The following is a 22,983-nucleotide window of genomic DNA, read 5'->3' on the forward strand; positions in this document are numbered from 1 at the left end:
TGCCAGGAAGTCCCCTCCCGGCTCACGGGGCGCCCCCGTGCATCTGCGCGCCCCTGCGGGCGACTTCGGAGTTGGACGGCGGGCCGGATACAGTGCGCCACCCGACACGAGAGGTGGCCTGTGGAACAGAGCGGATGTGTACCCCAGCAGCGCACGGACGAGTTTCCCGCGGCGGAACTCCTCGCTGCGGAGCGCCGGTTGAGACATGCCGTACGGGCGGGCGATCTGGCGGGGTTACGCGGCCTGTTCCATCCGCAGCTGGTGTCGGTGCGCCCCGACGGCCGCTGCCACGGCGCGGAGCACGAGGCCGCAGCGCTTGACACGGGCACCCTGGCGGTCGATGTGATCGAACCCGAGGAGACCGTGGCGACCGTGGTCGGCGCGACGGGGGTGACTCGGACCGTGCTCTTCGCCCAAGGGCACTGTGACGGCGTGCCGTTCGAGGCCCGCGTGCTGTGCACGCGGACCTGGGTGCATGAGGAAGCAACCGGGTGGCAGGTCCTTGCCACTCGCGTGGGTGAGGTGGATCCGGAGGCGTGAAGGGCACGCCTCCGGCGCTTCACCAGTCGCCGTCGGAGACGGGCTTGCCCGGGGCGTCTCCCAGCGGCTTGATCTGGCCGGGATGCGGCTGCTGCCAGGGCTCGTGGTCCTCGCCCAGCCACTCCCCCACCGGCTTGACTCCTTCGAGGGTGTCGGTGGGCGCCACGTCCTTGCCCTCCTCGTCGTAGTAGTCGAACCAGGGCAGCCCCGCCCGGGTGTACGCGGCCCGGTCGACGGGCGAGGGCGGAGGGGCCTCGCCGGTGATGCGGCGCCATTCGGGCGGGGTGACGAGATGGACGAAGATCCGGGCCGAAGGCGCCTTGGACCAGTCGGACCCCGGGCGGTCGCCCTTGTAGACCTCCTGACGCATGGAACCGCCGACGCCGAGGCCCATCGCGGGGGCCGCCCGCGGTGCGGCGGCAGGTGCCGCGCCGTATTGGGGTGCGGCACCGGGCGCCGCGGCCATCGGGGCGGGCATGGCACCGGCCGCGGCCGGCATCGCCCCGTACCCCGTGGAGCGCATCCGCGCGGCCCGCTCGGCCGCCTGCCTGCGCTGCTCCTCACGCCACTTCTCCAGCGCCTCGTCGTTCAGCGTGAACGACTGCAGCTGTACGCCGCCCCAATGCTCCTCACCGGTCACCTGGCCCTCGACGGTCGCGCCGAGTCCGAGGGGTACGGCGACGAACTGACGGACCGTGCCCTTGCCGGAGTTGATGCCGTCGAGCCAGGGCTGGCGGGGCAGCACCACATAGTTCTGCGGATGGCGCTTCAGCTTGTCCCGCCAGGGCTTCCCGGAGACGGCACACACCTTGCCGACCCCCACCTGCAGCGCCGCCGGCTCCGAACTCCCCGAGAAACTCAGCCACATGGCCTCGCGGAGATACACGGGCAGCAGCACCCCGCCCCGCTGCAGCCACTCCGCGGGGACCGTGTCGGGAAAGTCCTCCACGCGCCGCAGCGGAAAGGCGCCGAGTCCTGGCGGCAGCGCATGCGTGCCCGTCTCCGGCAGCCGCAGCGTCCGCATGAACTGCACGCTGACCCCGCCGGGCAGCCGCAGCCTGTCCCCGTCGATCCGTACCGCTTCAGAAGCCACCATGCTCTCCCCTCGCATCGGTGATGCCGACGCTTGGAGAACGCACCCCGGGCGCCTGCCGGTTCCGCTTTCCGGCTTCGGTCTTCCGGCTTGCGCTTTCCGGCTTCCGGTTCGGCGGGCGGTCGGAGGTCAGGCGGCCGTGTGCAGCCGGTGCAGCCCTTCGATGGCGAGCCGGTACCCGTCCGTCCCGAAACCGACGACGATGCCGGCCGCCGCGGGCGAGAGGTACGAGTGGTGCCGGAACGGCTCACGGGCGTGCACGTTCGAGATGTGCACCTCGATGACGCGCAGGCCCGTGCCCTTGATCGCGTCGTGCAGGGCGACGGACGTGTGCGTGTAGGCGCCCGCGTTGAAGACCGCACCGATCAGGTCACCGGACTTCTGCCGCTCCCCCGCCTCATGGATCCAGTCGATGAGCTGCCCCTCGTGGTTGGACTGCCGGCAGTCGGCGTCATGGCCGAGGGACGCGGCCGCCTCCTGACAGAGCACCTCGACGTCCTTGAGGGTCTGCGCACCGTAGATGCCCGGCTCGCGAGTGCCGAGGAGGTTGAGGTTGGGGCCGTTGAGGACCAGTACGGAAGCCATGGGCACAGCTTAGGTGGACTGACCCGGCGGGACTCGTCCCGCTCGTCACCGAGCCCGTCGACTCGCCGGTGAGGGCGGGCTCAGGATCCGCCCAGGCCCGCCTGCCGGGCCCGGACGATCGCTTCCGCGCGGCTCGCCGCCTGGAGTTTGGCGAGGATGTTGGACAGGTGGTTGCGTACCGTCTTCGGGCTCAGGGTCAGCCGCCGGGAGATCGCCAGGTTGTCGAGGCCGCGGGCGACGAGGTCGAGCAACTCGCGCTCACGGGCGGTGAGTTCGGGGAGCGGGGTGGGGGCGGCGCCCGGGGTGCGCAGGCCGGTCAGATAGGCCATCGCACGCGAGGCGACGGCCGGTCCGAGGACCACCCCGCCGCCCGCCACGGTCCGCACCGCCCGGTCGATCTCGGCGGGCGCGGCCCCCTTGAGCAGATAGCCCCGTGCGCCCGCCCGCATCGCAGCGAAGACCGAGTCGTCGTCGTCCAGCATCGTGACGACCAGAACGGCGGTGTCGGGTTGCGCCCGCAGGAGCTCGCGGGTGGCGTCGACACCGGACGGGACCCGGTCGCCCAGGTGCAGATCCATCAGGACCACGTCGGGCCGGTGCTCCCCGGCGGCGGCAAGCGCGCCCTCGGCGGACTCCGCCTCGGCCACCACCCGCAGCCCCGGCAGCGAACCGAGCAGCGCGGACATCCCCATACGGAAGACGGGGTGGTCGTCGACGACGAGGAGGGTGGTCGGCGGGCCGTCGGCCGTTTCGTCCGGGACGGCGCAGACGCCAGGAGCGGAAGGGGCGGCAGGATCAGCAGGACCAGCAGGATTACGGTCACTAGCCACGGTCGACCTCCACGTCCGTGCTCATGCCCGTGCCCGTACGGGCCTCGGGTGCCGCATCCGGAACGCGGAGGGTGAGCCGGGTGCCCCGGCCGCCCGTCCCCGGGCCCCAGACGACCGTCCCGCCGACCCCCTCGGCCCGTTCGCGTACGGAGGCGGTTCCCACGCCGGGCCGGTCGGTCACGCCGTCCATCCCGCGTCCGTCGTCCTCGACGGTCACCAGGAGGCCGCCGCCGCTTCCCCGCGTACCGGCGTCCGTACGTACGAGGTCGACGACGCAGGTGCGGGCCCCGGAGTGGCGGGCGACGTTGCGGGTGGCCTCGGCGACGATCGCGTAGACCGTGCCCGCGACCTCCGGGGCCGGTTCGCGGACGTCCCCGGCGGACCGGACGACGACGGCGAGACCGTCCGCCTCGTAACGCATGACCAGTTCGCGCAGGGCGGCGGTCAGGCCGAGTTCGGCGAGGACGGGCGGGACCAGGCCGCGGGCCAGGACCCGGACCTCCTCGACGCGGGCGTCGACCTCGGACCGCAGCCGTACGAGGAGCGGGTCGGCGGCCTCGGGCGGCAGGTTGCGGACCGCCGCGAGGCCCAGGCCGATGCCGGCGAGGGCGGGGCCGAGCTGGTCGTGCAACTCGCGGCGCAGAATTCTGCGTTCGTCGTCGCGGGCGGCGGCGAGGCGGCCCCGGGACTCGCGCAGGGCTGCGGTGACGGCGGCCAGGTGTACCGCGCTCGCGACCACCGGAGCGACCTCGGTGAGTGCGGTCAGCGCGCGGCGGTCGAGGCGTTCGCCGGGGCGTGGCCAGGTGTGCAGGGCGCCCGCGTGCTGTCCGCGCACGATCAGGGGGACGTCGGTGAGGTCGGGGCGGGGGCCCGTTTCGCCCACCGTCACCAGGGTGGTTCCGGTCGCGTCGAGGACGCGTACGGCGCCCAGATTGAAGGAGGCGGCGATGCTTTCCGCCATGCCGGTCAAGGTTTCCTGCGGGGTGCCCGCGCTGCCCAGGTGGCGGCCGACGCGGCTGAGCGCGGGGGTCGCGCCCTCGCCGTGCACAAGGCGGTCGACGCGGCGCTGGAGCCAGCCGCGCGCGGGCTGCACCAGTGCGGCAGGGACGGCGGTGGCGAGGACCCGGGTGAGCGCGCCGTCGGCGGGCGTGACCAGGCCGAGGGCGGCGACGACCAGGAAATATCCGGCGACCAGCATCCCGGTGAGCAGTGACCAGACCAGGGTGCGGCTGACGGCGAGGTCGATGCCCCACAGGCGCTGGCGCAGAACGGCGACCAGGACGGCGGCGGGGAAGAACGCCTGGGAGGCGAGGTGGGTGAGTGGGGTGAGGAGTTCGACGCGCGGGCCGCCGCCCTGCGGCCACACCACCAGGGGCACGAAGGTCAGGGTGATCAGCACCGTGCCGATGGCCAGCCAGCCGAGCCCGCGCGCCTGCGGGTCGCGCCACCGGCGGACGGCAGCGTGCGCGGCGGCGGCCAGACCAAGCACGATGGCGGCTGCGGTCAGCCAGGTGTTGACGGGTTCGGCGAGCCGCGCCCAGGTCGCGTCACGGACCGGAAGCGGTGCGTAGGAGCCGGCGGCGTCCGGCCACGGCCACGGGTCCGTCAGCCGGGTGGCGAGCGTTCCCGCGATCACCAGCCCCCCGGCCGCCAGCGCGACCCGGGCCGGGCGCGGCCGCCGGGCATCGGACACCAGGTACGGCACGACGAGCATCAGCGACAGCGTGCCCGGCACCCACGCCGTGCTCTGCAGGATCGTCCACGAGGGCGGTACGACGTCCATCGGGTACTCGGCGGCAAGTTGGGACACGACCGCCGCGATCCCGCCGCCGACGCCGGTCAGCGCGACCAGCCAGCCCACCGGGTGCAGCCGCCGGCGCAGCACGACGGCGCCGACAAGGCCGTAGACGACCGCGTCGGCGGTGTCGACGACGAAGTACCACTGCACCGGGGACCACACCGCGTCCGACCGGGCGAGCAGGACGAGACCGGTGGCCGCAAGGCCCCAGGCGAGGGCGAGGACGGAGTACGCGGCAAGGCGGCGGGCGAGGTCGCGGTCGCCTTGACCTGGCTTTCCGTGAGCTGATGGCACGGCAGCGGAGTCCCCTCCGCCGCCCGCCTGTCCCTCATGATCCGGATGACCTTGCCCCGGATGATCCGGATGACCCTGTCCCGGCACCGCAGGCCGCGGGTCTGCCGCTTCCCGGCCCGGTCGTCCCGGCGTCGCCGCCGTCGTCGCTGGTTCCACGGTCCCCCCACGGATTCCCCCACGCGGGATGATCCCAGTACAGGCGAGGGCTGTCATCGGATCGGGCGACCGTGGCCGGCGGCCGGGAGGTTTCCCCGGACCGCCGGCCACGGTCGCGTACCGGAGCGGCGCCGCCCCTCAGACCTCGGCCCGGGCCCGCCCGAAGGCGAACGCCGCACCGATGGCCAGCAGGTACGGGGCTCCGACGAAGAGCGCCATGTACTGGAGGGGGGCGAGTGCCGTCGCCAGGAGGCCAAGACCGAACAGGACGCTGACGACACCGATCCACCGGCTGACGGCCCCCTGCCGGAACGCCGCCACGGCGAGCGACGCCGCCGTGAGCAGCAGCCCGGTCCACAACCAGCCGTACGTGCCGAGCTGGGACAGTCCGGCGGCGATCGTGTCGGGGTCGATCTTCTCCCGGTTGAGAACGGCGTGGAACATCTCCGTCCCCATGCCGGTGCCGACCAGGTTCATCACGCCGACGAGCAGCATCCCGAGGTAGGCGGTCATCGGGACCAGGCTGCCGGCCGGGCACTGCCGCTCCAGGCGGCGGCGCAGCCCGGCGCCGAACAGGACGGCCCCGAACGCCGCGAGCGTGAAGGCGAACTGGGTCGCGTACACCGCCCACATGGTGGAGTCCTCCAGCTTGCCCACCATCAGCGCGCTGTCGCGGAGGTCGCCCTCCGTGTAGGGCCACAGCGGACCGGCCGCGGCGAAGACGAGCAGCCCGCCCACCCCGGCGGCGATCCCGCCCCAGGCCCAGGCCCGCCCTTCCCCGACCCCCGCCGGACGTTCCGCGCCGCGTTCGGTCCCGCCGGACCGTGCGACGCCGGTCGTTCCCGTTCCTGCCACTGGTGCTGCCATGACGTCTTCCCCCTGCTGTCGTCCGCTCGGTCGAGCGGTGTGCGCTGCCCCGTTCCGGCGCATTGCCGTTCTCTGTGTGCGGGGGTTCCTCCCCCGAACGCGGCCTTCCCCGGCCACCGGAACCCCCGCACACCGCATAAGCTCCCGCGCCCGGCGTCCCGGGCGCATGGGCCGGGGGTCCCGGTCTTCCGGGCGATCCCTCCCGGGAACGACGACGTCGGACTCCGCCTGCGGGCATCCATGATCCGGATCAACGACCCCACCCCACCGCCAGGTTGATCACGGCCTCATACGGGCCTAGCGTCGAAGCATGGTCACCTTCACCGAGGCCCTCGCCACGGGACCGCTGGTGCTCGACGGCGGTCTGTCGAACCAGCTGGAGGCGGACGGCCACGACCTGAGTGACGCCCTGTGGTCGGCGCGCCTGCTCGCCGACCGACCCGATGCCGTGCGCGCGGCGCATCGCGCGTACTTCCTGGCGGGTGCCCGTGTCGCGACCACGGCCTCGTACCAGGCGACGTACGAGGGCTTCGCCGCGCGCGGGATCGACGCCGGACGCACCACGGAACTCCTCGCCCTCAGCGTGCGGTTGGCGCACGAGGCCGCCGACCAGGCTCGTACCGAAGGTGTGCGCGGCCCTCTGTGGGTGGCCGCCTCCGCGGGGCCTTACGGGGCGATGCTCGCGGACGGGTCCGAGTACAGGGGCCGGTACGGCCTGAGCGTGGACAAGCTGGAGCGGTTCCACCGGCCGCGCCTGGAAGTCCTGGCAGCCGCCGGTCCGGATGTGCTGGCACTGGAAACCGTGCCGGACGCGGACGAGGCGCGGGCGCTCGTACGGGCGGTACGAGGGCTCGGGGTGCCGGCCTGGCTGTCGTACAGCGTGAGCGGCGGGCTGACGCGCGCGGGGCAGCCCCTGGAGGAGGCGTTCGCGCTCGCCGCCGAGGCCGACGAGGTGATCGCGGTCGGGGTCAACTGCTGCAGTCCGCAGGATGCCGACGCCGCGGTGCCGCTGGCCGCACGGATCACGGGCAAGCCGGTGGTGGTCTACCCCAACAGCGGCGAGCGGTGGGACGCCGGACGACGATCGTGGTGCGGGCCCGTGACGTTCAACGTCGAGGGCCGGGCGGCGCATTGGGTGCGGGACGGGGCCCGGCTGATCGGCGGATGCTGCCGGGTCGGCCCGGAGGGTATCGCCGGGCTGGCCGCGCAGGTACGCGAATAGCGGGATCGCCCGACCGTCGGGCCTGGACCGGAATACTGCGAAACCAGCAGGTCCGGCCCGGTTCGGGCGCTGTTGTCAGTGCCCGGGTGCAGACTGTGCGCACGTCGTGGACAACGAAGTCGACCGACCTGACGGAGGTGGCCTGAGATGGCCGAGGTACTTCTGACCGTGGGCACCCGCAAAGGACTCTTCATCGGACGTCGCCGCGCCGGCGTCTGGGAGTTCGGCGGGCCGCACTTCAACGCGGAGGCGATCTACTCGATCGCGATCGACACCCGGCGCGGGACTCCGCGGCTCCTTGTCGGCGGGGACAGCGCGCACTGGGGTCCGAGCGTCTTCCACTCCGACGACCTCGGCGCGTCCTGGACCGAGCCCGCGAAGCCGGCCGTCAAGTTCCCCAAGGACACCGGGGCTTCGCTGGAGCGCGTCTGGCAGCTGCACCCGTCCGCGTCCGAGGAGGACGTCGTGTGGGCGGGCACCGAGCCGGCCGCGCTGTACCGCTCGGAGGACCGCGGCGAGAGCTTCGAGCTCGTACGGCCGCTGTGGGAGCATCCGACCCGCTCCAAGTGGGTGCCGGGCGGCGGCGGTGAGGGGCTGCACACGATCCTGACGGACGCCCGCGATCCAGGGTCGATCACGGTGGCGGTGTCGACGGCCGGGGTGTTCCGCACACAGGACGGCGGGCAGAGCTGGGCGCCGTCCAACTCCGGTGTGTCCGCGGTGTTCCTGCCCGATCCGAACCCGGAGTTCGGTCAGTGCGTGCACAAGGTGACGCGGGACGCGGTCGATCCCGACCGGCTGTATCTGCAGAACCACTGGGGCGTGTTCCGCAGCGACGACGCGGGCGCCAAGTGGGTCGACATCGGATCAGGCCTTCCGTCCGACTTCGGTTTCGCGGCGGCGGCGCACCCGCACCGGGCCGATACGGCGTATGTGTTCCCGATCAACGCGGACGCCGACCGGGTCCCGGCGGGTCGCCGTTGCCGTGTGTACCGGACCACTGACGCGGGCGCCTCGTGGGAGCCGTTGTCGGCAGGTCTTCCCGAAGGCGATCACTACGGGACCGTGCTGCGGGACGCGCTGTGCACCGACGATCTGGACCCGGCAGGGGTCTACTTCGGCAATCGCAACGGCGAGGTGTTCGCGAGTGCGGACGACGGCGACTCCTGGCAGCAGGTCGCCTCGCACCTGCCGGACGTGCTGTGTGTACGGGCGGCGGCGATCGGCTGAGCGCCGGCCCGGGGCGGGGCGGCGCACGCGCTCGGTGCGGAGCCGGCGCGCGAGGGCCGGCTCCGCTCCCGGGGGCGTGCTCCCGACCGCGGTTGATCGGCCAGTGCGTTACGCCACTAAGGTGAGCCCGTGGCTGCAAGACCATTGAACGAGATCGTCGAACCCGGCTGGGCCAAAGCACTGGAGCCCGTGGCCGAACGGATCGCCGCGATGGGCGACTTCCTGCGCGCGGAGATCGGCGCGGGACGTACCTATCTCCCGGCGGGACCCAATGTGCTGCGGGCTTTTCAGCAGCCCTTCGACGAGGTGAAGGTGCTGATCGTCGGGCAGGACCCCTACCCGACGCCGGGGCACGCCGTGGGCTTGAGCTTCTCGGTGGCGCCCGAAGTGCGGCCGCTGCCCGGCAGCCTGATCAACATCTACCGCGAGATGAACGCCGACCTCGGGCTCCCTCAGCCGTCCAACGGTGACCTGACGCCGTGGACCCGGCAGGGCGTGCTGCTGCTCAACAGGGCGCTGACCACGGCGCCCCGCCGGCCCGCCGCCCACCGCGGCAAGGGCTGGGAAGAGGTCACCGAGCAGGCGATCCGTGCGCTGGCCGCGCGCGGACGACCGCTCGTGTCGGTCCTGTGGGGCCGCGACGCCCGCAATCTGCGGCCGCTGCTCGGACAGTTGCCGGCCGTGGAGTCCGCACACCCCTCGCCCATGTCCGCCGACCGCGGCTTCTTCGGCTCGCGGCCGTTCAGCCGGGTCAACGACCTGCTCGCCCAGCAGGGCGCCCAACCAGTGGACTGGCGGCTGCCGTGACCAACTCCCCTGACGCCCGGCCCGGTTGGGTGCTCGGCGTGGACTCCGGCGGATCCGGGCTGCGCGTCGCGCTGTCCCCCGTCCCGTCGGCCACCGACGAGACCCCCGTCGCGGCCGACGCCGCCGACCGCGCCGACACGGCCGTGTCCCGGCAGCCCGTCCGTACCGGACCGGGCGGCATCGACGCGGGGCATCTCATGGAACAGCTGGTGCCCATGACCGAGGCCCTGCTCGGCGAGGTGGGCGGCCACGGCGAGATCCGGGCCGTGGCCATCGGCGCCGCCGGCATGGCCACCCTCGGCGACGAGCTGCGTGACCGGCTGCCCGACGCGCTCGCCGAGGCTTTCGGCGTACGCAGGCTCGCCCTCGCCGCCGATGCGGTGACCGCGTACGCGGGCGCCCTGGGCCAGCGCCCGGGTGCGGTCGTCGCCGCGGGCACGGGGATGATCGCGCTCGGCACCGAGGGCAAGAAGTGGCACCGGGCGGACGGCTGGGGTCATCTGCTCGGCGACTGCGGCGGCGGCGCCTGGATCGGCCGGGCCGGTCTCGACGCCGCCCTGCGCGACCACGACGGGCGGCGCGGCGGTTCCGCGGCGCTGCGCGTGCGCGCGGAGGAGTTCTTCGACGGACCGGTGGCCGAGCTCCCCGGCAAGCTGTATCCGCGCACCGACCGCCCCGCCGTGCTCGCGTCCTTCGTTCCCGAGGTGGCCCGCTGCGCCGCCGAGGACGATCCGGTCGCCCTCGGCATCCTGCGGGCCGCCGCGCTGCACATCGCCGAGGCCGCGGCCGCGGTGTGCCCGCCGGAGACGGAGTGCGAAGTGGCCTTGACCGGCGGCCTGTTCGGCCTCGGCGACCTCCTCCTCGTACCCCTGAGGGAAGAGCTGTCCGTGCAACTGCCGCGCGCGCAGGCGGTGTCGGCCGACGGCAACCCGCTGGAAGGCGCCGTGGTGCTCGCGACCGCGCTCGCCCTCGATGCGCTGGCGCTGCCCTGCGACGGACGATTGCTGCACGTTCCGGAGGAAACCGGTGGAGCGTCGGCCCCTCAACATTCCCGATAGTGACGACAATTGTCACCATCAGGAAAAATACGGACGTATAACTCGCAGCTGCCCCCTCCCCGAACAGAAGAGCACCGCGAGCCAGTAGCATGCGGCGCCATGAGCTCCCCCACTGGGCCCGCATCCGGCCTGCCTGTACGAATGCCGCGACCCCGCCAGCCCGGTCGGCACCGCCGCCCGGAACCCGCGGTGGCTCCCGAGGGAGCACCCGCGCTTGTTCTCGCCGTGCCGGGCACGCCGAGCGCCGAGGCGCGCGCCCTCGGCGAAGAGGTCATCTCGATCGCCCGCTCCGAGCTGCCCGGCCTCGATGCCCGGATCGGCTACGTGGACGGCGACGGCGCGGAGTACCCGAATCTCCAGACCGTGCTCGCGCAGGCCGCCGAGCAGCGCGCCGCCCGCTACCAGCAGGCGCTGGCCGCCGGTGTCGAGGCCACCGAGCCGCAGGGCCCGGTCGCCGTGGTCGTCCCGCTGCTCGCCGGCCCGGACAACGCGCTGATGCGCCGGATCCGCCAGGCCGTCGTGGACTCCAGCGCGCCCGCCGAGGTCACCGATGTGCTCGGCCCGCACCCGCTGCTCGCCGAAGCCCTGCACGTGCGGCTCTCCGAGGCCGGCCTGTCCCGCGCCGACAGGGCCAGGCTGTTCACGGTGGCGACGGCGGCGGACGGCATCATCCTCGCCACCTCCGGTGGCGAGGAGGCGGTGCAGGCCGCGGGCATCACCGGCATGCTCCTCGCCGCGCGCCTGGCCGTGCCGGTGCTCGCCGCCGCGCTCGACGAGCCGGGTGCGGTCGCCGCCATCGCCGATCAGCTGCGCGCCTCGGGCTCCGGCCAGCTGGCGCTCGCGCCGTACGTGATCGGCCCGGAGGCGGCCGACGGTCTGCTTGACGCGGCCGTCAAGGAGGCCGGCTGCGCCATCGCCGAGCCGCTTGGCGCCTACCCGGCGATCGGCAAGCTGACGCTGTCGAACTACATGAACGCGCTGGGCATCGCGCCGCAGCAGCAGATGGGCGCGTCGGCCCGCTGACGCGTACGAGTCATTGTGAAGGGCCCGCCCGGTCTGACCGGGCGGGCCCTCACGTTTCCGCAGGCGGGCTGAGACCTCCGCGGGCGGCCCGACTCCTGTGCGGGCGACCTCAGCCGTCCGCCGGTGCACTCAGTCCGCGAACACCACGCAGGAGACCGCCGGTACCGCGACCGACCCCGCACGCACCGGGACGCCGTCGGCGCCCGTACCGAACCACGTCACATCCCCCGACCGCTCATTGGCCGCGTACAGGAAGCGGCCGGAAGGATGTACGGCCAGGTCGCGCGGCCAGTGCCCGCCACAGGGCGTCACGGCCACGAGGGCCGGGGCACCGTCCGCGAGCGAGAAGGTGGAGATGACGTCCTCACCGCGGGTCGCCGTCCACAGGAAGCGCCCGTCGGGCGAGACCTTGATCGCGGACGGGTAGGCGTCGCCCTTCGGCTCGTCGGCGAGCACGGGGACCTCGCGCAGCGGGGTCAGCAGACCGGCGTCCGCGTCCCAGGAGCAGACGGTGAGCGTGGGGTCCAGCTCGTTCAGGACGTAGACGTGGCCGCCGGCCGGATCGAACGCGAGATGCCGGGGTCCGCTGCCGGCCCGCAAGGTCACTTCCCTGCGGACCGCGAACACGCCCTCGTCGACAGCGCAGACCCGCACCGAGTCCGTCCCGAGGTCCACGCTGAGGATCCAGCGGCCGCTCGGATCGGGCAGCACCTGGTGGGCGTGCGGGCCTTCCTGGCGCGCCTGGTCCGGACCGGAGCCCTTGTGCTGGACGACGCTCGCGGGCCCCTCCCCCAGAGGCAGCGCGGACACGCTTCCCGAACCGTAGTTGGCGGTCAGGACGTGACCGCCGGCCACGGCGAGATGCGTCGGTCCCGACCCCTGCACGGACCGCGGCGCACCAAGCAGACGCGGCTTGTCCGCGGTCAGGTCGAAGACGCCGACCGAGCCCTCGTTCGCCTCCGACACGGCGTACAACAGGCCGTCGTGGAGGGCGAGATACGAGGGATCGGTGAGCGCGTCCGTCGCCGCCACCACGCTCAGCGCCCCGGTGGCGGGATCGACGTCCGCCACCGTGACCCCGGGTCCGCCCGCCGAGGTGAAGGAACCGATGTACGCCCGTGCGCCCGCCATGTGCCGCCTTCCGTCCGCCGTGAGTTCGGGGCGACAGTAGCAGCCGGTCTAGACCATCGGGCACCCGTCGGAGGCCTTGAACGAACCGAACCCGGCTGCCCGCGCCTGGGCGTCGGGGTGGTGTACATAGGCGGGATGGTGCTCCGCGGTGTCGTACGTCCGGTGGAAGACCGGTGTCGCCGAGCCCGAGATCGGCGGCACGATCCACGACCAGTCGGCGCCCACGGGTCGGCCGCTGCGCTCCTCGCGGCCGATATGGGCGAGGAAGCGGCGGGATTCGGTGTGGTGGTCGGTGACCGTGACACCCGCGCGGTCGAAGGAGTGCAGAACAGCCCGGTTGAGTTCGACGAGCGCGCGGTCGCGCCACAGCGAACGCTCGTCGCGCAGGTCGAGGCCGAGACGGGCGCCGATCACGGGGAGCAGGTCGTAGCGGTCGGTGTCGGCGAAGTTGCGCGCGCCGATCTCCGTCCCCATGTACCAGCCGTTGAACGGGGCGCTCGGGTAGCAGATGCCGCCGATCTCCAGGCACATGGTGGCGAGCGCGGGAACGGCGTGCCAGCGCAGTCCGAGCAGCTGGAACCAGCCGAACTCCGGGTGCTCGATCGGTACTTCGAGTACCGCTTCGGGCGGCAGCGGATACCAGTGCGGGCAGCTGCCCGGTTCCTGGATCACCAAGGGGAGTACGTCGAAGGGGGTGCCGGGGCCGCCGGGCCAGCCGAGGGAGTGGGCGAGCGCGGTGAGTCCGGCGTTGCGCGGGTCACCCGTGACCGTGCCGTCCTCGGCGGTGTAGCCGGCGTACCGGATGAGCTGCTCGTTCCAGATCCGGGGCGCGGGGCGGCCCGGCCGGTCGGGGGCGAAGACGGTGATCAGGGGGCGGATGCGGCCCCCGTTCGCGGCCTCGCGCAGATGCGTGACGCATTCGGCGGCGATGTCCTCGGCGCTGCTGAGGTGGCGCCGGTCGCGGATGCGCAGCGAGCGCCAGTACAGGCGGCCTATGCAGCGGTTGGCGTTGCGCCACGCGACCCGTGCGCCGAAGGCCAGCTCGTCGCCGGTGTGCCGGTAGGTACCCGTGGAGTCGAGTTCGGCGCGGACCTCCGCGAGTCTGCGGGCCGGATCCGCGCCCGCCAGGTCCTCCCGGTGGTGGTCGGCGATGAATTCGGCGGCTTGCCGCCACAGCGAGCGCTGGTCGTGGCCGGGGTGGTCGCGGACCTTGTCGGCACCCGCCGACCGGCCGTCGTGCCGCGGAAGAGCATCGGGAAGCAGAGCCGAGGGGATGGTGCCGTCGGGCGCACAGCCGAGACCGGTGAGGGTGGCCTGGTCACGGCGCAGGAAGTTGCGCATGGTGTGTCCTCCCGCGTCCTGGGAGCACGGGCCGCTCCCGCACGGCCCGTGCGCTTGTCCCATGTGTGACGCGGGGCTTACCCCCGGCCTTCACTGATCCACCGTGTATGTGCCCCGTGAAAGTGCCTCATTCAAGGGCCGGTTGTACATGCCGCAGGTGGGGCGCCGGGGCGCTGTTGTCAGGCTCCGGCCAGCGGGGAGCGCGGAGCCGTACGCAAGGGCGCGGCCAGCGAGACGAGCGCCCGCTCCAGTGCGTGCAGATGCGCGAGGGCCGGTTCGGCAGCGGGGTGCGCGGGTGCGGTGAGTGGTTCCGGGTGGTGCGCGGTGGTGGCCTCGGTGCCGACGAGGGCGGCGACCGCGGTCTCCACGCGGGCGCAGGCCGCGGTGAGCCGGGCGTCGTGCGAGGCGACGGGGTCGGCGGCGATCGCGGCCAGGCCCCGGATCTCGCGGGCGCAGTCGTCGAGCAGGGCGAGGACCTGACGGGCGCGCCGCTTGCGGGCACGCTGCGGGCTCAGGGGGTGGACGAGCGGCGCGAGGGCCATCCGTACCCGGGCGAGCAGCGATTCCAGGTCACCGAGTGCCTCCTTGAGGAGCGCCGGATCGGCCGCCGGGTCACCGGCGAGCCGTCGAGCGGCCTCGGTGGTGCAGGTGTGGACACGGCCGAGGGCGCGCTTGATCCACGCGTCCGTCGCGCGGTGGGTGGTGATCGGCAGCACGAACAGCACGGCGAGCGCCGCACCGAGCGCGCCGACTGCGGTCTCGACGAAGCGGAGCCCGAGCAGCCCGGGGTGGAGCACACCGAGGAGCCCGTACAGGAGACCTGCCATCACGGTGACGAAGAACATCATCCAGCTGTACGAGGGCGCCGCGGTGTAGAAGATCCCGAAGACGCAGACGGCCACCAGGGCGGCGGTCGGCGCGGGCGCTCCGTGCAGCGGTACGGCGATCAGGAGGCCGGCCGCGATGCCGATGACCGTGCCGAGGACGCGCCGGAATCCGCGGACGAGCGTCTCGCCGCGCGAGGCGGTGTTGACGAAGATCCACCAGGCGGTGCCGACGGCCCAGTACCAGCGGTCGCCCGAGACGAACTGTCCGAGGGCGACGGCGAACGTGCAGGCCGCCGCTGCCTGGAACGCCTGCCGGGTGCTCGGCCGGGCGAGCCGCCGCCCCTCGAGCGGGGCGGGCGGAACGGCGGGCGGGGTTCGGCGCTCGATGCACCACAGGCCGAAGCGGACCGTCGAGGACGCGGCCAGGGCGATGGCCACGGAGGCGTACAGCTCGGGGAGTTGAGCGGGCAGCGCGTGCAGGAACTGCGTGACGAAGAACATCATGAACGCGAAGATCCCGAGCGCATGCCCGCGCGCTCCCCAGCGCCGTGCGTACACACCGGCGAAGACCACGGCCACGAAGGCCGCGTCACGCGCGAGCGGCGCCCCGTGCAGCGAGGCGGCGAGCGCGAGAACCGGGAAGCCGGCCGCCGGGAGCAGCGCGGTGGTCACGGCCTGGCGGCGGACGGAGGCGTCGGCGACGGTGAAGAGTGCGAGCAGGGCGGCGAGCCCGCCGGTGATGGAGGCCGTCAGCGAGAATCCGGCGAGTTCGGCGGCCGCGACGGCCAGACCGATGCCGAGCACCGCTCGCAAGGAGACCCGCAGGCGCAGCCGTCCCGGATCCGGTGCGACGAACATCCTCTTCACCGCGCTCACTCACCCCCGCCTGGCGCGCGCGTTCCCCGCGTACGCCCTCGCTGTGTGGTCCGCCCGGCCTGTGTGGCCGTGGACGGACATGGAAAAGGCGCCGCGGAAGGTCCCGCAGCGCCATCGACTGCATAAGGAAAGCATTCACAGGCCTAGTGGCTCAACTCAGGCCAAAAGCCCTGGGCCATTGGTACAGTCATAGCTTCATTCGTACGGCCACTGGAGGGCCAATGGCAGTCGATGCGCTGGATGCACGGATTCTGCGTCTGCTGATCGAGCAGCCCCGTACGAGCGTGCGCGAGTACGCGCGGATCCTGGGCATCGCGCGCGGCACCCTGCAGGCGCGGCTCGACCGGCTGGAGCGGGACGGGGTGATCACCGGTTCCGGGCCGACCCTGTCGCCGGGTGCGCTCGGCCATCCCGTGCTCGCCTTCGTGCACGTCGAGGTCACCCAGGGACATCTCGACGACGTGGGGGACGCCCTCGCGCAGGTGCCGGAGATCATCGAGGCGTTCTCGATCACGGGTGGCGGGGATCTGCTGACCCGGGTGGCGGCCCGGGACAACGCGCATCTGGAGGACGTCGTACAGGAGCTGATCTCGCTGCCCGGCGTGGTCCGCACCCGCACCGAAGTGGCGCTGCGCGAGCGGGTGCCGCACCGGGTGCTTCCGCTGGTGGAGGAGGTGGGCCGGGCCGCCGAGGCCGGACGGCCACGGCATGCTTGACGTATGAGCACCTCGAACAGCACCAGTCCTCTCGGCCGTACGGCGGTCGTCTTCGACCTCGACGGCACCCTCGTCGACAGCGAACCCAACTACTTCGAAGCCGGACGCGAGGTGCTCGCGCGCTACGGGGTGACGCTCACCTGGCAGGAGCACGAGCGGTACATCGGTGTGTCCACCGCCGAGACGCTGCAGATCTGGCAGGACAAGTACGGCATCACGGACCCGCTCGACGAGCTCCTGGACGAGAAGAACGCCATCTACCTGCGGCTCGCCCGCCGCTCCACGCATGCGTACCCGGAGATGGTGAAGTTCGTGCGGCGGCTGCACGAGGACGGGGTGCCGATGATCGTGGCCTCCGGCTCCTCGCTCGCCGCGATCCACGCGATCCTCGAGGGCACCGGCCTGGACGCGTATCTGACGATGGCCGTCTCGGCCGACGAGGTGGCGCACGGCAAGCCGGAGCCGGATGTGTTCCTGGAGGCGGCCCGCCGGCTCGGAGTGCAGCCGGCGGACTGCGTGGTCCTCGAGGACGCGGCACCCGGCACGGTGGCAGCGCACAAGGCCGGGATGCGCTGCATCGCGATTCCGTACGTGGCTTCGGCGGCGGACGACGCGGAGTTCGCGACCGCGGGGCTGCTGTTCCGCGGCGGCCAGCGGGAGTTCACGGCCCAGGCGGCGTATGACTGGCTGAGCGCTCGCTGAGTGCCGCGTACGGCATAAGCCCTCAGGGCGCTCAGGGCTTCGTGCCGACCGCCAGGAACATCGGGATCGCCAGGAAGAACCGGTCCGCGGCGGCCCGTCGGCGCTGGTCGGCGAGCCAGGTCTCGGCCTCGTCCGCGGTGATCGCGCCCGCCTCGTGGGCCGCCGAGGCCATTCCGGCGAGCAGCGGCAGGGCCGAGCCCTCGGTGAAGACGGCGGTGTGCACCTCCACGCCGGTCTGCGTGAAGCCCGCGTCGAGCAGCAGGGCGCGATGGGTCCGGGCGGCCCGGGGACTGGTGGTCAGGTCGGCGCGGGCCTGCACGATCGTGCGGGTCAGCGCCGGGTCGGCGGCGTCGATGACGAACGTGTCCCAGTCCTGGCCCACGAGCACGGCACGTCCGCCCGGCACCAGCACGCGCCGGGCCTCGGCCACGGCCCGCGCGGGATCGGCGAGTGTGTGCAGGACCTTGTCGGCGCGGTAGCCGTCCAACGTGGCGTCGTCGAAAGGAAGTTCCGTAAGGTCGCCCTCGCGGAAGTCCCCCTTCGGGCAGCGCTCGCGGGCCACGTGCAGCATCTGCGGATCGAGGTCGATCCCGGTGGCCCGGGCACCGATCCCGGTGAGCTCGGCCACGGCCCGCCCGGCGCCGCAGCCCGCGTCGACGATACGGCTGCCGGGGCCGGCTTCCAGCAGGTCGTACGTACGGCTGCGCAGCCGGCGGGCGACGGGCATGGCGTCCAGGGCATCGAGCAGGGCGATCAGCTGAGCGACCGGGTCCTGCCCGGGCTGCCGGCCGTGCGGGGTCTCGGACGGTTCGGGGTGCGGGGTCTCGGACGGGCTGGGGTGCGCGGACTCCGTCCGCGTGGGGTGAGTGGACATACGCCCCAGAGTGCGACTTCATGTCGGCATGAAGTCAACACCGGCCGCGGCCTTGAGCATTGGCGAGCTGGCGGAGCACTACGGGCTCGCCACCCATGTACTGCGCCACTGGGAGAGCGTCGGCCTGTTGGCGCCCGGCCGGGATACCGCCGGGCGCCGTGTGTACGGGCAGCAGGACCTGCTCCGGGTAGGCGCGATCCTGTGCGCCAAGGACGCCGGGCTCTCCCTCGCCGAGATCCACGCCCTCACCTCCGCGCGTGCCGGTGCGCCGCGTCGCGTGCTGCTCGCGGACCGGCGGGCCGCTCTGCAGGCCGACATCGCCCGGCTGCAGGCGCAGCTCGCCCTCGTGGAATGCGGCCTCGACTGCCCCCATGAGGACCTGCTCACCTGCCCCAACTTCCAGGCCATCGTGGAGCGGCGAGCTGGGGAACAAGACCGTGGCCCGGGGCGCGCAGGCACCCCGGGCCACAGCTGAAAGAACAGGAGCTAGCGCCGGCTGCGTACCAGCAGATACAGGAAGTACGGCGTGCCGATCACCGCGGTCATCAGGCCCGCACCCAGCTGCGCGGGGGCGATGACCGTACGGCCGACCACGTCGGCCGTGCAGACGAGGATCGCGCCGAGCAGCACCGAGACCGGTACGACGCGGGCGTGTTGGCGGCCGACCAGGGCGCGGGCCGCATGCGGCGCCACCAGGCCGACGAAGGCGATGGTGCCGGCCGCGGCCACCGCGGTCGCGGTGAGCAGGACGGCGAGCACCAGGAAGCCCAGGCGTCCCTTGCCGAGGTTGAGTCCGAGCAGCCGCGGGGTGTCCTCGTCGAGTGAGACGAGGTCCAGTTCGCGGCGGCGGGCCACCGAGATCGCCACGCCGATGGCGAGCACCACCACGAGGGGCAGGGTGTCGATGAAGGTGCGGCCGTAGGTGGATCCGGAGAGCCAGGTCAGGGCCTTGGTCTGGTTGAACGGATCGGTGAGGATGATCATCAGGCTGGTCAGCGCGTAACCGGCCGTGGCCATGCCGAAGCCGACCAGGACCACGCGGTTCTGCTGGAAGCCGCCCCGGGCGGAGAGTCCGAAGACGATCGCCGCGGTGATCGTCGCACCGGCGAGCGCCGCGGCTGCCACGGTCCACGCGCTGGCCAACGGCACGGTGGTGACCAGCAGGATGGCGCCGACCGCGGCACCGTTCGTCACGCCCAGCGTGCCCGGTTCGGCCAGTGGGTTACGGGTCACCGCCTGGATCAGCGTGCCCGCAAGGGCGAGTGCACCGCCCGCGAGCAGCGCCGCCGTGACGCGCGGCATCCTCGTGTCGAGGACGAACGAGATGCCCTGACCGGCCCGGCCCTGCGCCCAGTTGAGTACGTCGCCGAGCAGCAGCTTGGCATCGCCGAGGAGCACCGAGCCGATGGTCACGCCGACGAGGGCGATGACGAGCACGACGGTCGTGGTGACGAACACGGCCCGGCTGCGGATCCGCAGCCGGTCGGCCTCGACCGAACCGCCCGCGTCCTTGACCCGTGCGGCGAGGACGACCAGGAACACCGCGCCGACCAGGCTGGTGACCACGCCGGTCGGCACCGCGACGGCGGTGTCCGCGGGGACGAGGGCCCGCAGGACCACGTCGGAGCCGAGCACCAGGACGGCGCCGGCGAGCGCCGAGAACGGCAGGCTCGCCCGGGACTTGTTGAAGGTACGGAAACGGCGCGCGAGGAACCGTACGAGCGCGGGGGCGCACAGACCGACGAAGCCGATGGGACCCGCCAGGGTGACGGCGGCGGTCGAGAGCAGGGCCGCGAGGGTCACGGCGGTGACGCGGGTGGAGCGCACCGGCACTCCGACACCGCGGGCGGCATCGTCGCCGAGCGCCAGGGCGTCCACGCGGCGCGCGAGCAGCATCAGACCGACGAGCGCGAGGACGGCGACCGGGAGCATCTGCAGGATGCCGTCGAAGCCGTTCTGCGCGATGCTGCCCTGGTTCCACTCGTGGAGGCCCTCGGTCTCCAGCGGGAAGAGCAGCAGCAGGCCCTCGGTGATGGACGTCAGGCCCAGCGTGAGGGCGGTGCCCGCGAGCACGAGGCGTACGGTGCCGGCACCGAGACCGGACAGGGCCAGGACGACCGCGCCGGCGGCGAGCCCGCCGAAGAAGGCGATGCCCGATGAGGCGAGCAGCGGCAGCGACAGGCCGGTGGCCGCGGCGAGGCCGAGGGCGAAGTACGAACCGGCGTTGACGGCGAGGGTGTCGGGCGAGGCGATCACATTGCGGCTGATGGCCTGCAGTGTGTGACCGGCCATGCCGAGTACGGCGCCGATGAGCAGACCGGCGACCATGCGCGGCAGGCGGGAGGCGATCACCACGGAGGAGTCGCCTGATTCGGCCTGCCCCGTGAGCGCCTTCCAGACCTCGGAGGCGCCCACGTCGGCGGTGCCCTGGGTGATGTCGACGGCCGCGAGCACGGCCACGACGAGGACCAGGAGGGCCGTCACCGCGGCCGCGCCCGAACGGGACGGTGCGGCCGTCTGCGGACGGGTTGCGGGGGTGGTTGCGGTGACGGCCATCGGTTACTTGGTCAGCGCCTTCACGAGGTTGTCGATGTAGGCGCTCATCGACCCGGTGCCGCCGAACATCCAGATGCCGTCGTCAAGACGGTGCACGTTGCCGGCCTTCACGAACGGCAGCGAGGTCCACACCTTGTCCTTGGCGAAGATGCCGGTGAACGGGGTGCTGGACTTGTCGTCCTTGTTCGCGATGTAGGCGAAGTGGACGTCATCGGGCAGCTTGGTGAGGCCCTCGAGGTCGGTGTTGCCCAGGCCGTAGGCCGGGTCGCCCTCGACGGTCCAGGCGTTCTTCAGACCGAGCTTCTCGTTGACGGCGCCGATCAGCGAACCGCTGGTGAACGGGCGGATCGAGGCCTGGTTGCCGTCGACGTAGCCGTCGGCGAACGCGAGGTTCGCGCCGGCGAGATCGGCGTCGGCGAGCGCCTTCTTGCCCTCTTCGACCTTGGCGTCGAAGTCCTTCTTGAGCTGGTCGGCCTTGTCGGTGGTGCCGGTGGCCTGGGCCAGGAGGTCCAGGTTCTTGGTCATCTGACCGAACGGGTCCTTGGCGTCGGCGGGCTTCAGCGTGATGACCGTGCCCACCTCCTTGAGCTGCTTGATCGCGGCCGCGGGGAGGTCCGTGGTCGCCACGATCAGGTCCGGCGAGAGCGCCGCGATGGAGTCCATGCTGGGCTCGCCGCGGGTGCCGATGTCCTTGGGGTTGCCGGTCAGCGGGACGGCCTGGTCCCACTGCTTGTAGCCCTTGATGTCGGAGACGCCCGCCGGGTCCACGCCGAGTTCGACGAGGTGCTCGACGATGTTCCACTCGGTGGCGATGACCTTCTTGGCCGGTCCGTCGAGCTTGACCTTGGCACCGGTGCCGTCGGTGAGGTTGATGGCCTCGGACGACTTCTTGTCGTCCTTCTTGTCGGCGGCGGGCTCGGTGGTTCCGCAGGCGGACAGAGTGAGAGCCGCTGCCGTGGTGACGGCCGCGGCGAGCAGGATGCGCCTCATGACTGGGTGGTGAGCCTTTCGCTTCGCGAGTGGTGACGGCCTATCGCGCGGGTGCGCAGATGGCCGGTGAGGGGATCTGTGTCGACCTCGATACGGATGCCGTACGTCTCGGTGAGCCGCTCGGCGGTGAGCACGTCCTCGGGGTCGCCGTCGCCGATGACCCGGCCGTCGCACAGCAGCACGATCCGGTCGGCGACGGCCGAGGCCTGGTCGAGGTCGTGCAGGACGGCGCCGACGGCGATGCCGTGGCCGTCCGCGAGGTCGCGCATGAGGTCGAGGAGCTCGACCTGGTAGCGCAGGTCGAGGTGGTTGGTGGGCTCGTCGAGGAGCAGGACGCCCGTCTCCTGGGCGAGACAGCCGGCGAGCCATACCCGCTGCAGCTGGCCGCCGGAGAGGTGCTCGACGCCGCGCTCGGCGAGGCCGGACATGTCCGTCATCGCGAGCGCGCGGTCCACGGCCTCCTTGCCGCCCGGATCGGTCTTGCCCCAGCGGCTGCGATACGGGTAGCGGCCGAACTCGACGACGTCGCGCACGGTCAGTCCACTGGGCGTGGGCCGGCCCTGGGTGAGCAGGGCGACGCTGCGGGCGAACTCGCGCGGGCTCAGGGCGAGTCCGTCGGTGTCCGCGTCGAGCGTGATGGTCGCGGTCCGTGGCCGCTGCAGCCGCGCGAGCGCCCGCAGCAGCGTGGACTTGCCGCTGCCGTTCGGCCCGACGAGCACGGTGACTTCGCCGGGGCGCAGCGTCATCGCGGCGCCATGGACGACGTCGACGCCGTCATAGGCCACGGTGACGTCCGTGGCGGACAACTCGTGTCCGCGCGAACGCCGGTCCTCGGAGCTCTCTTCAACAACTCGCACGCCGGAAGGTTAGCCTAACCTTAGGGCTGCGCCATACGGGGGTCTGACCTGCAACGGACCCCGCAAGTCCCACCCTTCGCCCGGGCCTCAGCTTTTCGCTCACCGCGGGGGCGTCACGAACGCTCCGGAGCCAGGACAATGGACGGCATGTCCGATGCCTTCACCAGCCGTATCCTCCAGCTGTCCACCGGCGCCTCGGAACGGGTGGTCGACCTCACCCGTGACTGCGAGGCCTTTCTCCGCGACGTGGCCTCCGGCCGCGACGGACTCCTCAATATCTTCGTGCCGCACGCCACGGCGGGGATCGCCGTCATCGAGACGGGCGCGGGCAGCGACGACGACCTGCTCGCCGCCCTGCACTCGCTCCTCCCGGCCGACGACCGCTGGCAGCACGCCCACGGCTCCCCCGGCCACGGGCGCGACCACGTCCTGCCGGCACTCGTGGCGCCGCACGCGACCCTGCCGGTGATCGAGGGGAGCCTGGAGCTGGGGACCTGGCAGTCGGTGTGTCTGGTGGACACCAATGTGGACAACCCGGAGCGGCGGGTGCGGTTGAGCTTCCTGGGCTGAGCAGTCCCTGGGCGCGGCCGCAGTGGGCCGCGCCCGGGAT

22 protein-coding genes are annotated in these 22,983 nt (G+C 72.6%); 10 read left to right on the forward strand and 12 right to left on the reverse strand.

Going from position 1 to position 22,983, the window contains the following annotated elements; translation table 11 throughout:
* Positions 1 to 120: 120 nt before the first annotated feature.
* The gene (locus ABT367_RS08410) at positions 121 to 540 is read left to right on the forward strand and encodes a nuclear transport factor 2 family protein (protein WP_352250881.1); all 420 of its coding nucleotides are present in this window, start codon (positions 121 to 123) and stop codon (positions 538 to 540) included.
* A gap of 19 nt (positions 541 to 559) precedes the next feature.
* Here ABT367_RS08410 and ABT367_RS08415 read toward each other — a convergent pair whose 3' ends face one another.
* The 5 genes from ABT367_RS08415 to ABT367_RS08435 form a co-directional block, all read right to left on the reverse strand.
* Entirely contained in the window at positions 560 to 1,633 is a 1,074-nt protein-coding gene (locus tag ABT367_RS08415; protein ID WP_352250966.1) for a hypothetical protein, read from the reverse strand.
* 129 nt (positions 1,634 to 1,762) lie between these two features.
* On the reverse strand, positions 1,763 to 2,218 hold the full coding sequence (gene aroQ / locus ABT367_RS08420) for a type II 3-dehydroquinate dehydratase (RefSeq protein ID WP_352250883.1): 456 nt from the start codon (positions 2,216 to 2,218) through the stop codon (positions 1,763 to 1,765).
* 80 nt (positions 2,219 to 2,298) lie between these two features.
* A complete protein-coding gene (locus ABT367_RS08425; RefSeq protein WP_352250885.1) occupies positions 2,299 to 3,048 on the reverse strand; it encodes a response regulator transcription factor in 750 nt (249 codons plus the stop codon).
* On the reverse strand, positions 3,041 to 5,140 hold the full coding sequence (locus ABT367_RS08430) for a sensor histidine kinase (protein ID WP_352250887.1): 2,100 nt from the start codon (positions 5,138 to 5,140) through the stop codon (positions 3,041 to 3,043). The genes ABT367_RS08425 and ABT367_RS08430 overlap by 8 nt, the downstream gene beginning before the upstream one ends.
* A gap of 294 nt (positions 5,141 to 5,434) precedes the next feature.
* Entirely contained in the window at positions 5,435 to 6,163 is a 729-nt protein-coding gene (locus ABT367_RS08435) for a hypothetical protein (RefSeq protein WP_352250889.1), read from the reverse strand.
* 310 nt (positions 6,164 to 6,473) lie between these two features.
* Here ABT367_RS08435 and mmuM point away from each other — a divergent pair, with 310 nt between their 5' ends.
* The 5 genes from mmuM to ABT367_RS08460 all read left to right on the forward strand — a co-directional run bounded on the left by mmuM (position 6,474) and on the right by ABT367_RS08460 (position 11,503).
* A complete protein-coding gene (mmuM, locus tag ABT367_RS08440) occupies positions 6,474 to 7,385 on the forward strand; it encodes a homocysteine S-methyltransferase (RefSeq protein WP_352250891.1) in 912 nt (303 codons plus the stop codon).
* Between the two features lie 147 nt (positions 7,386 to 7,532).
* On the forward strand, positions 7,533 to 8,615 hold the full coding sequence (locus tag ABT367_RS08445; protein WP_352250893.1) for a WD40/YVTN/BNR-like repeat-containing protein: 1,083 nt from the start codon (positions 7,533 to 7,535) through the stop codon (positions 8,613 to 8,615).
* Between the two features lie 129 nt (positions 8,616 to 8,744).
* Positions 8,745 to 9,422, forward strand: coding sequence for a uracil-DNA glycosylase (locus tag ABT367_RS08450; RefSeq protein WP_352250895.1), 678 nt, complete (start codon positions 8,745 to 8,747; stop codon positions 9,420 to 9,422).
* The gene (locus ABT367_RS08455) at positions 9,419 to 10,480 is read left to right on the forward strand and encodes an N-acetylglucosamine kinase (RefSeq protein WP_352250897.1); all 1,062 of its coding nucleotides are present in this window, start codon (positions 9,419 to 9,421) and stop codon (positions 10,478 to 10,480) included. Before ABT367_RS08450 ends, ABT367_RS08455 begins: the two co-directional genes overlap by 4 nt.
* Positions 10,481 to 10,579: 99 nt before the next feature.
* Positions 10,580 to 11,503, forward strand: a complete 924-nt coding sequence (locus ABT367_RS08460; protein WP_352250899.1) for a sirohydrochlorin chelatase — start codon at positions 10,580 to 10,582, stop codon at positions 11,501 to 11,503.
* A gap of 129 nt (positions 11,504 to 11,632) precedes the next feature.
* Here ABT367_RS08460 and ABT367_RS08465 read toward each other — a convergent pair whose 3' ends face one another.
* From ABT367_RS08465 to ABT367_RS08475, 3 genes are all read right to left on the reverse strand, one after another.
* Complete coding sequence (locus ABT367_RS08465) at positions 11,633 to 12,634, reverse strand: lactonase family protein (protein ID WP_352250901.1); 1,002 nt, start codon at positions 12,632 to 12,634, stop codon at positions 11,633 to 11,635.
* Positions 12,635 to 12,682: 48 nt separating this feature from the next.
* Positions 12,683 to 13,975, reverse strand: coding sequence for a nitric oxide synthase oxygenase (locus ABT367_RS08470; protein ID WP_352250903.1), 1,293 nt, complete (start codon positions 13,973 to 13,975; stop codon positions 12,683 to 12,685).
* Positions 13,976 to 14,154: 179 nt separating this feature from the next.
* Positions 14,155 to 15,660, reverse strand: coding sequence for an FUSC family protein (locus tag ABT367_RS08475; protein ID WP_352250905.1), 1,506 nt, complete (start codon positions 15,658 to 15,660; stop codon positions 14,155 to 14,157).
* 239 nt (positions 15,661 to 15,899) lie between these two features.
* On the opposite strand from ABT367_RS08475, the gene ABT367_RS08480 reads away from it, so the two are divergent.
* Positions 15,900 to 16,394, forward strand: coding sequence for an Lrp/AsnC family transcriptional regulator (locus ABT367_RS08480; protein WP_352250907.1), 495 nt, complete (start codon positions 15,900 to 15,902; stop codon positions 16,392 to 16,394).
* Between the two features lie 3 nt (positions 16,395 to 16,397).
* On the forward strand, positions 16,398 to 17,096 hold the full coding sequence (locus ABT367_RS08485; protein WP_352250909.1) for an HAD family hydrolase: 699 nt from the start codon (positions 16,398 to 16,400) through the stop codon (positions 17,094 to 17,096).
* Between the two features lie 31 nt (positions 17,097 to 17,127).
* Here the strand turns inward: ABT367_RS08485 and ABT367_RS08490 are convergent, their stop codons facing one another.
* Entirely contained in the window at positions 17,128 to 17,970 is an 843-nt protein-coding gene (locus tag ABT367_RS08490) for a methyltransferase domain-containing protein (RefSeq protein ID WP_352250911.1), read from the reverse strand.
* Between the two features lie 28 nt (positions 17,971 to 17,998).
* Between ABT367_RS08490 and ABT367_RS08495 the strand changes: the two genes are divergently transcribed.
* On the forward strand, positions 17,999 to 18,445 hold the full coding sequence (locus ABT367_RS08495) for a MerR family transcriptional regulator (protein ID WP_352250913.1): 447 nt from the start codon (positions 17,999 to 18,001) through the stop codon (positions 18,443 to 18,445).
* Between the two features lie 11 nt (positions 18,446 to 18,456).
* On the opposite strand, the gene ABT367_RS08500 is transcribed toward ABT367_RS08495, so the two are convergent.
* From ABT367_RS08500 to ABT367_RS08510, 3 genes are read right to left on the reverse strand one after another with little or no spacing between them, the layout of a single operon-like run.
* Positions 18,457 to 20,526 carry an iron ABC transporter permease gene (locus ABT367_RS08500; RefSeq protein ID WP_352250915.1) on the reverse strand — a complete coding sequence of 690 codons (2,070 nt, stop codon included), beginning with the start codon at positions 20,524 to 20,526 and terminating at the stop codon, positions 18,457 to 18,459.
* Positions 20,527 to 20,529: 3 nt separating this feature from the next.
* The gene (locus tag ABT367_RS08505; RefSeq protein WP_352250917.1) at positions 20,530 to 21,516 is read right to left on the reverse strand and encodes an iron-siderophore ABC transporter substrate-binding protein; all 987 of its coding nucleotides are present in this window, start codon (positions 21,514 to 21,516) and stop codon (positions 20,530 to 20,532) included.
* Positions 21,513 to 22,373, reverse strand: coding sequence for an ABC transporter ATP-binding protein (locus tag ABT367_RS08510; protein WP_352250919.1), 861 nt, complete (start codon positions 22,371 to 22,373; stop codon positions 21,513 to 21,515). Before ABT367_RS08510 ends, ABT367_RS08505 begins: the two co-directional genes overlap by 4 nt.
* A gap of 147 nt (positions 22,374 to 22,520) precedes the next feature.
* Between ABT367_RS08510 and ABT367_RS08515 the strand changes: the two genes are divergently transcribed.
* Positions 22,521 to 22,943: a secondary thiamine-phosphate synthase enzyme YjbQ gene (locus tag ABT367_RS08515; protein ID WP_352250921.1), complete on the forward strand. Its 423-nt coding sequence runs from the start codon at positions 22,521 to 22,523 to the stop codon at positions 22,941 to 22,943.
* Positions 22,944 to 22,983 lie beyond the last annotated feature (40 nt).

The sequence above is a fragment of the Streptomyces mesophilus genome, assembly GCF_040300965.1.
GTDB classification, from domain to species: domain Bacteria; phylum Actinomycetota; class Actinomycetes; order Streptomycetales; family Streptomycetaceae; genus Streptomyces; species Streptomyces mesophilus_A.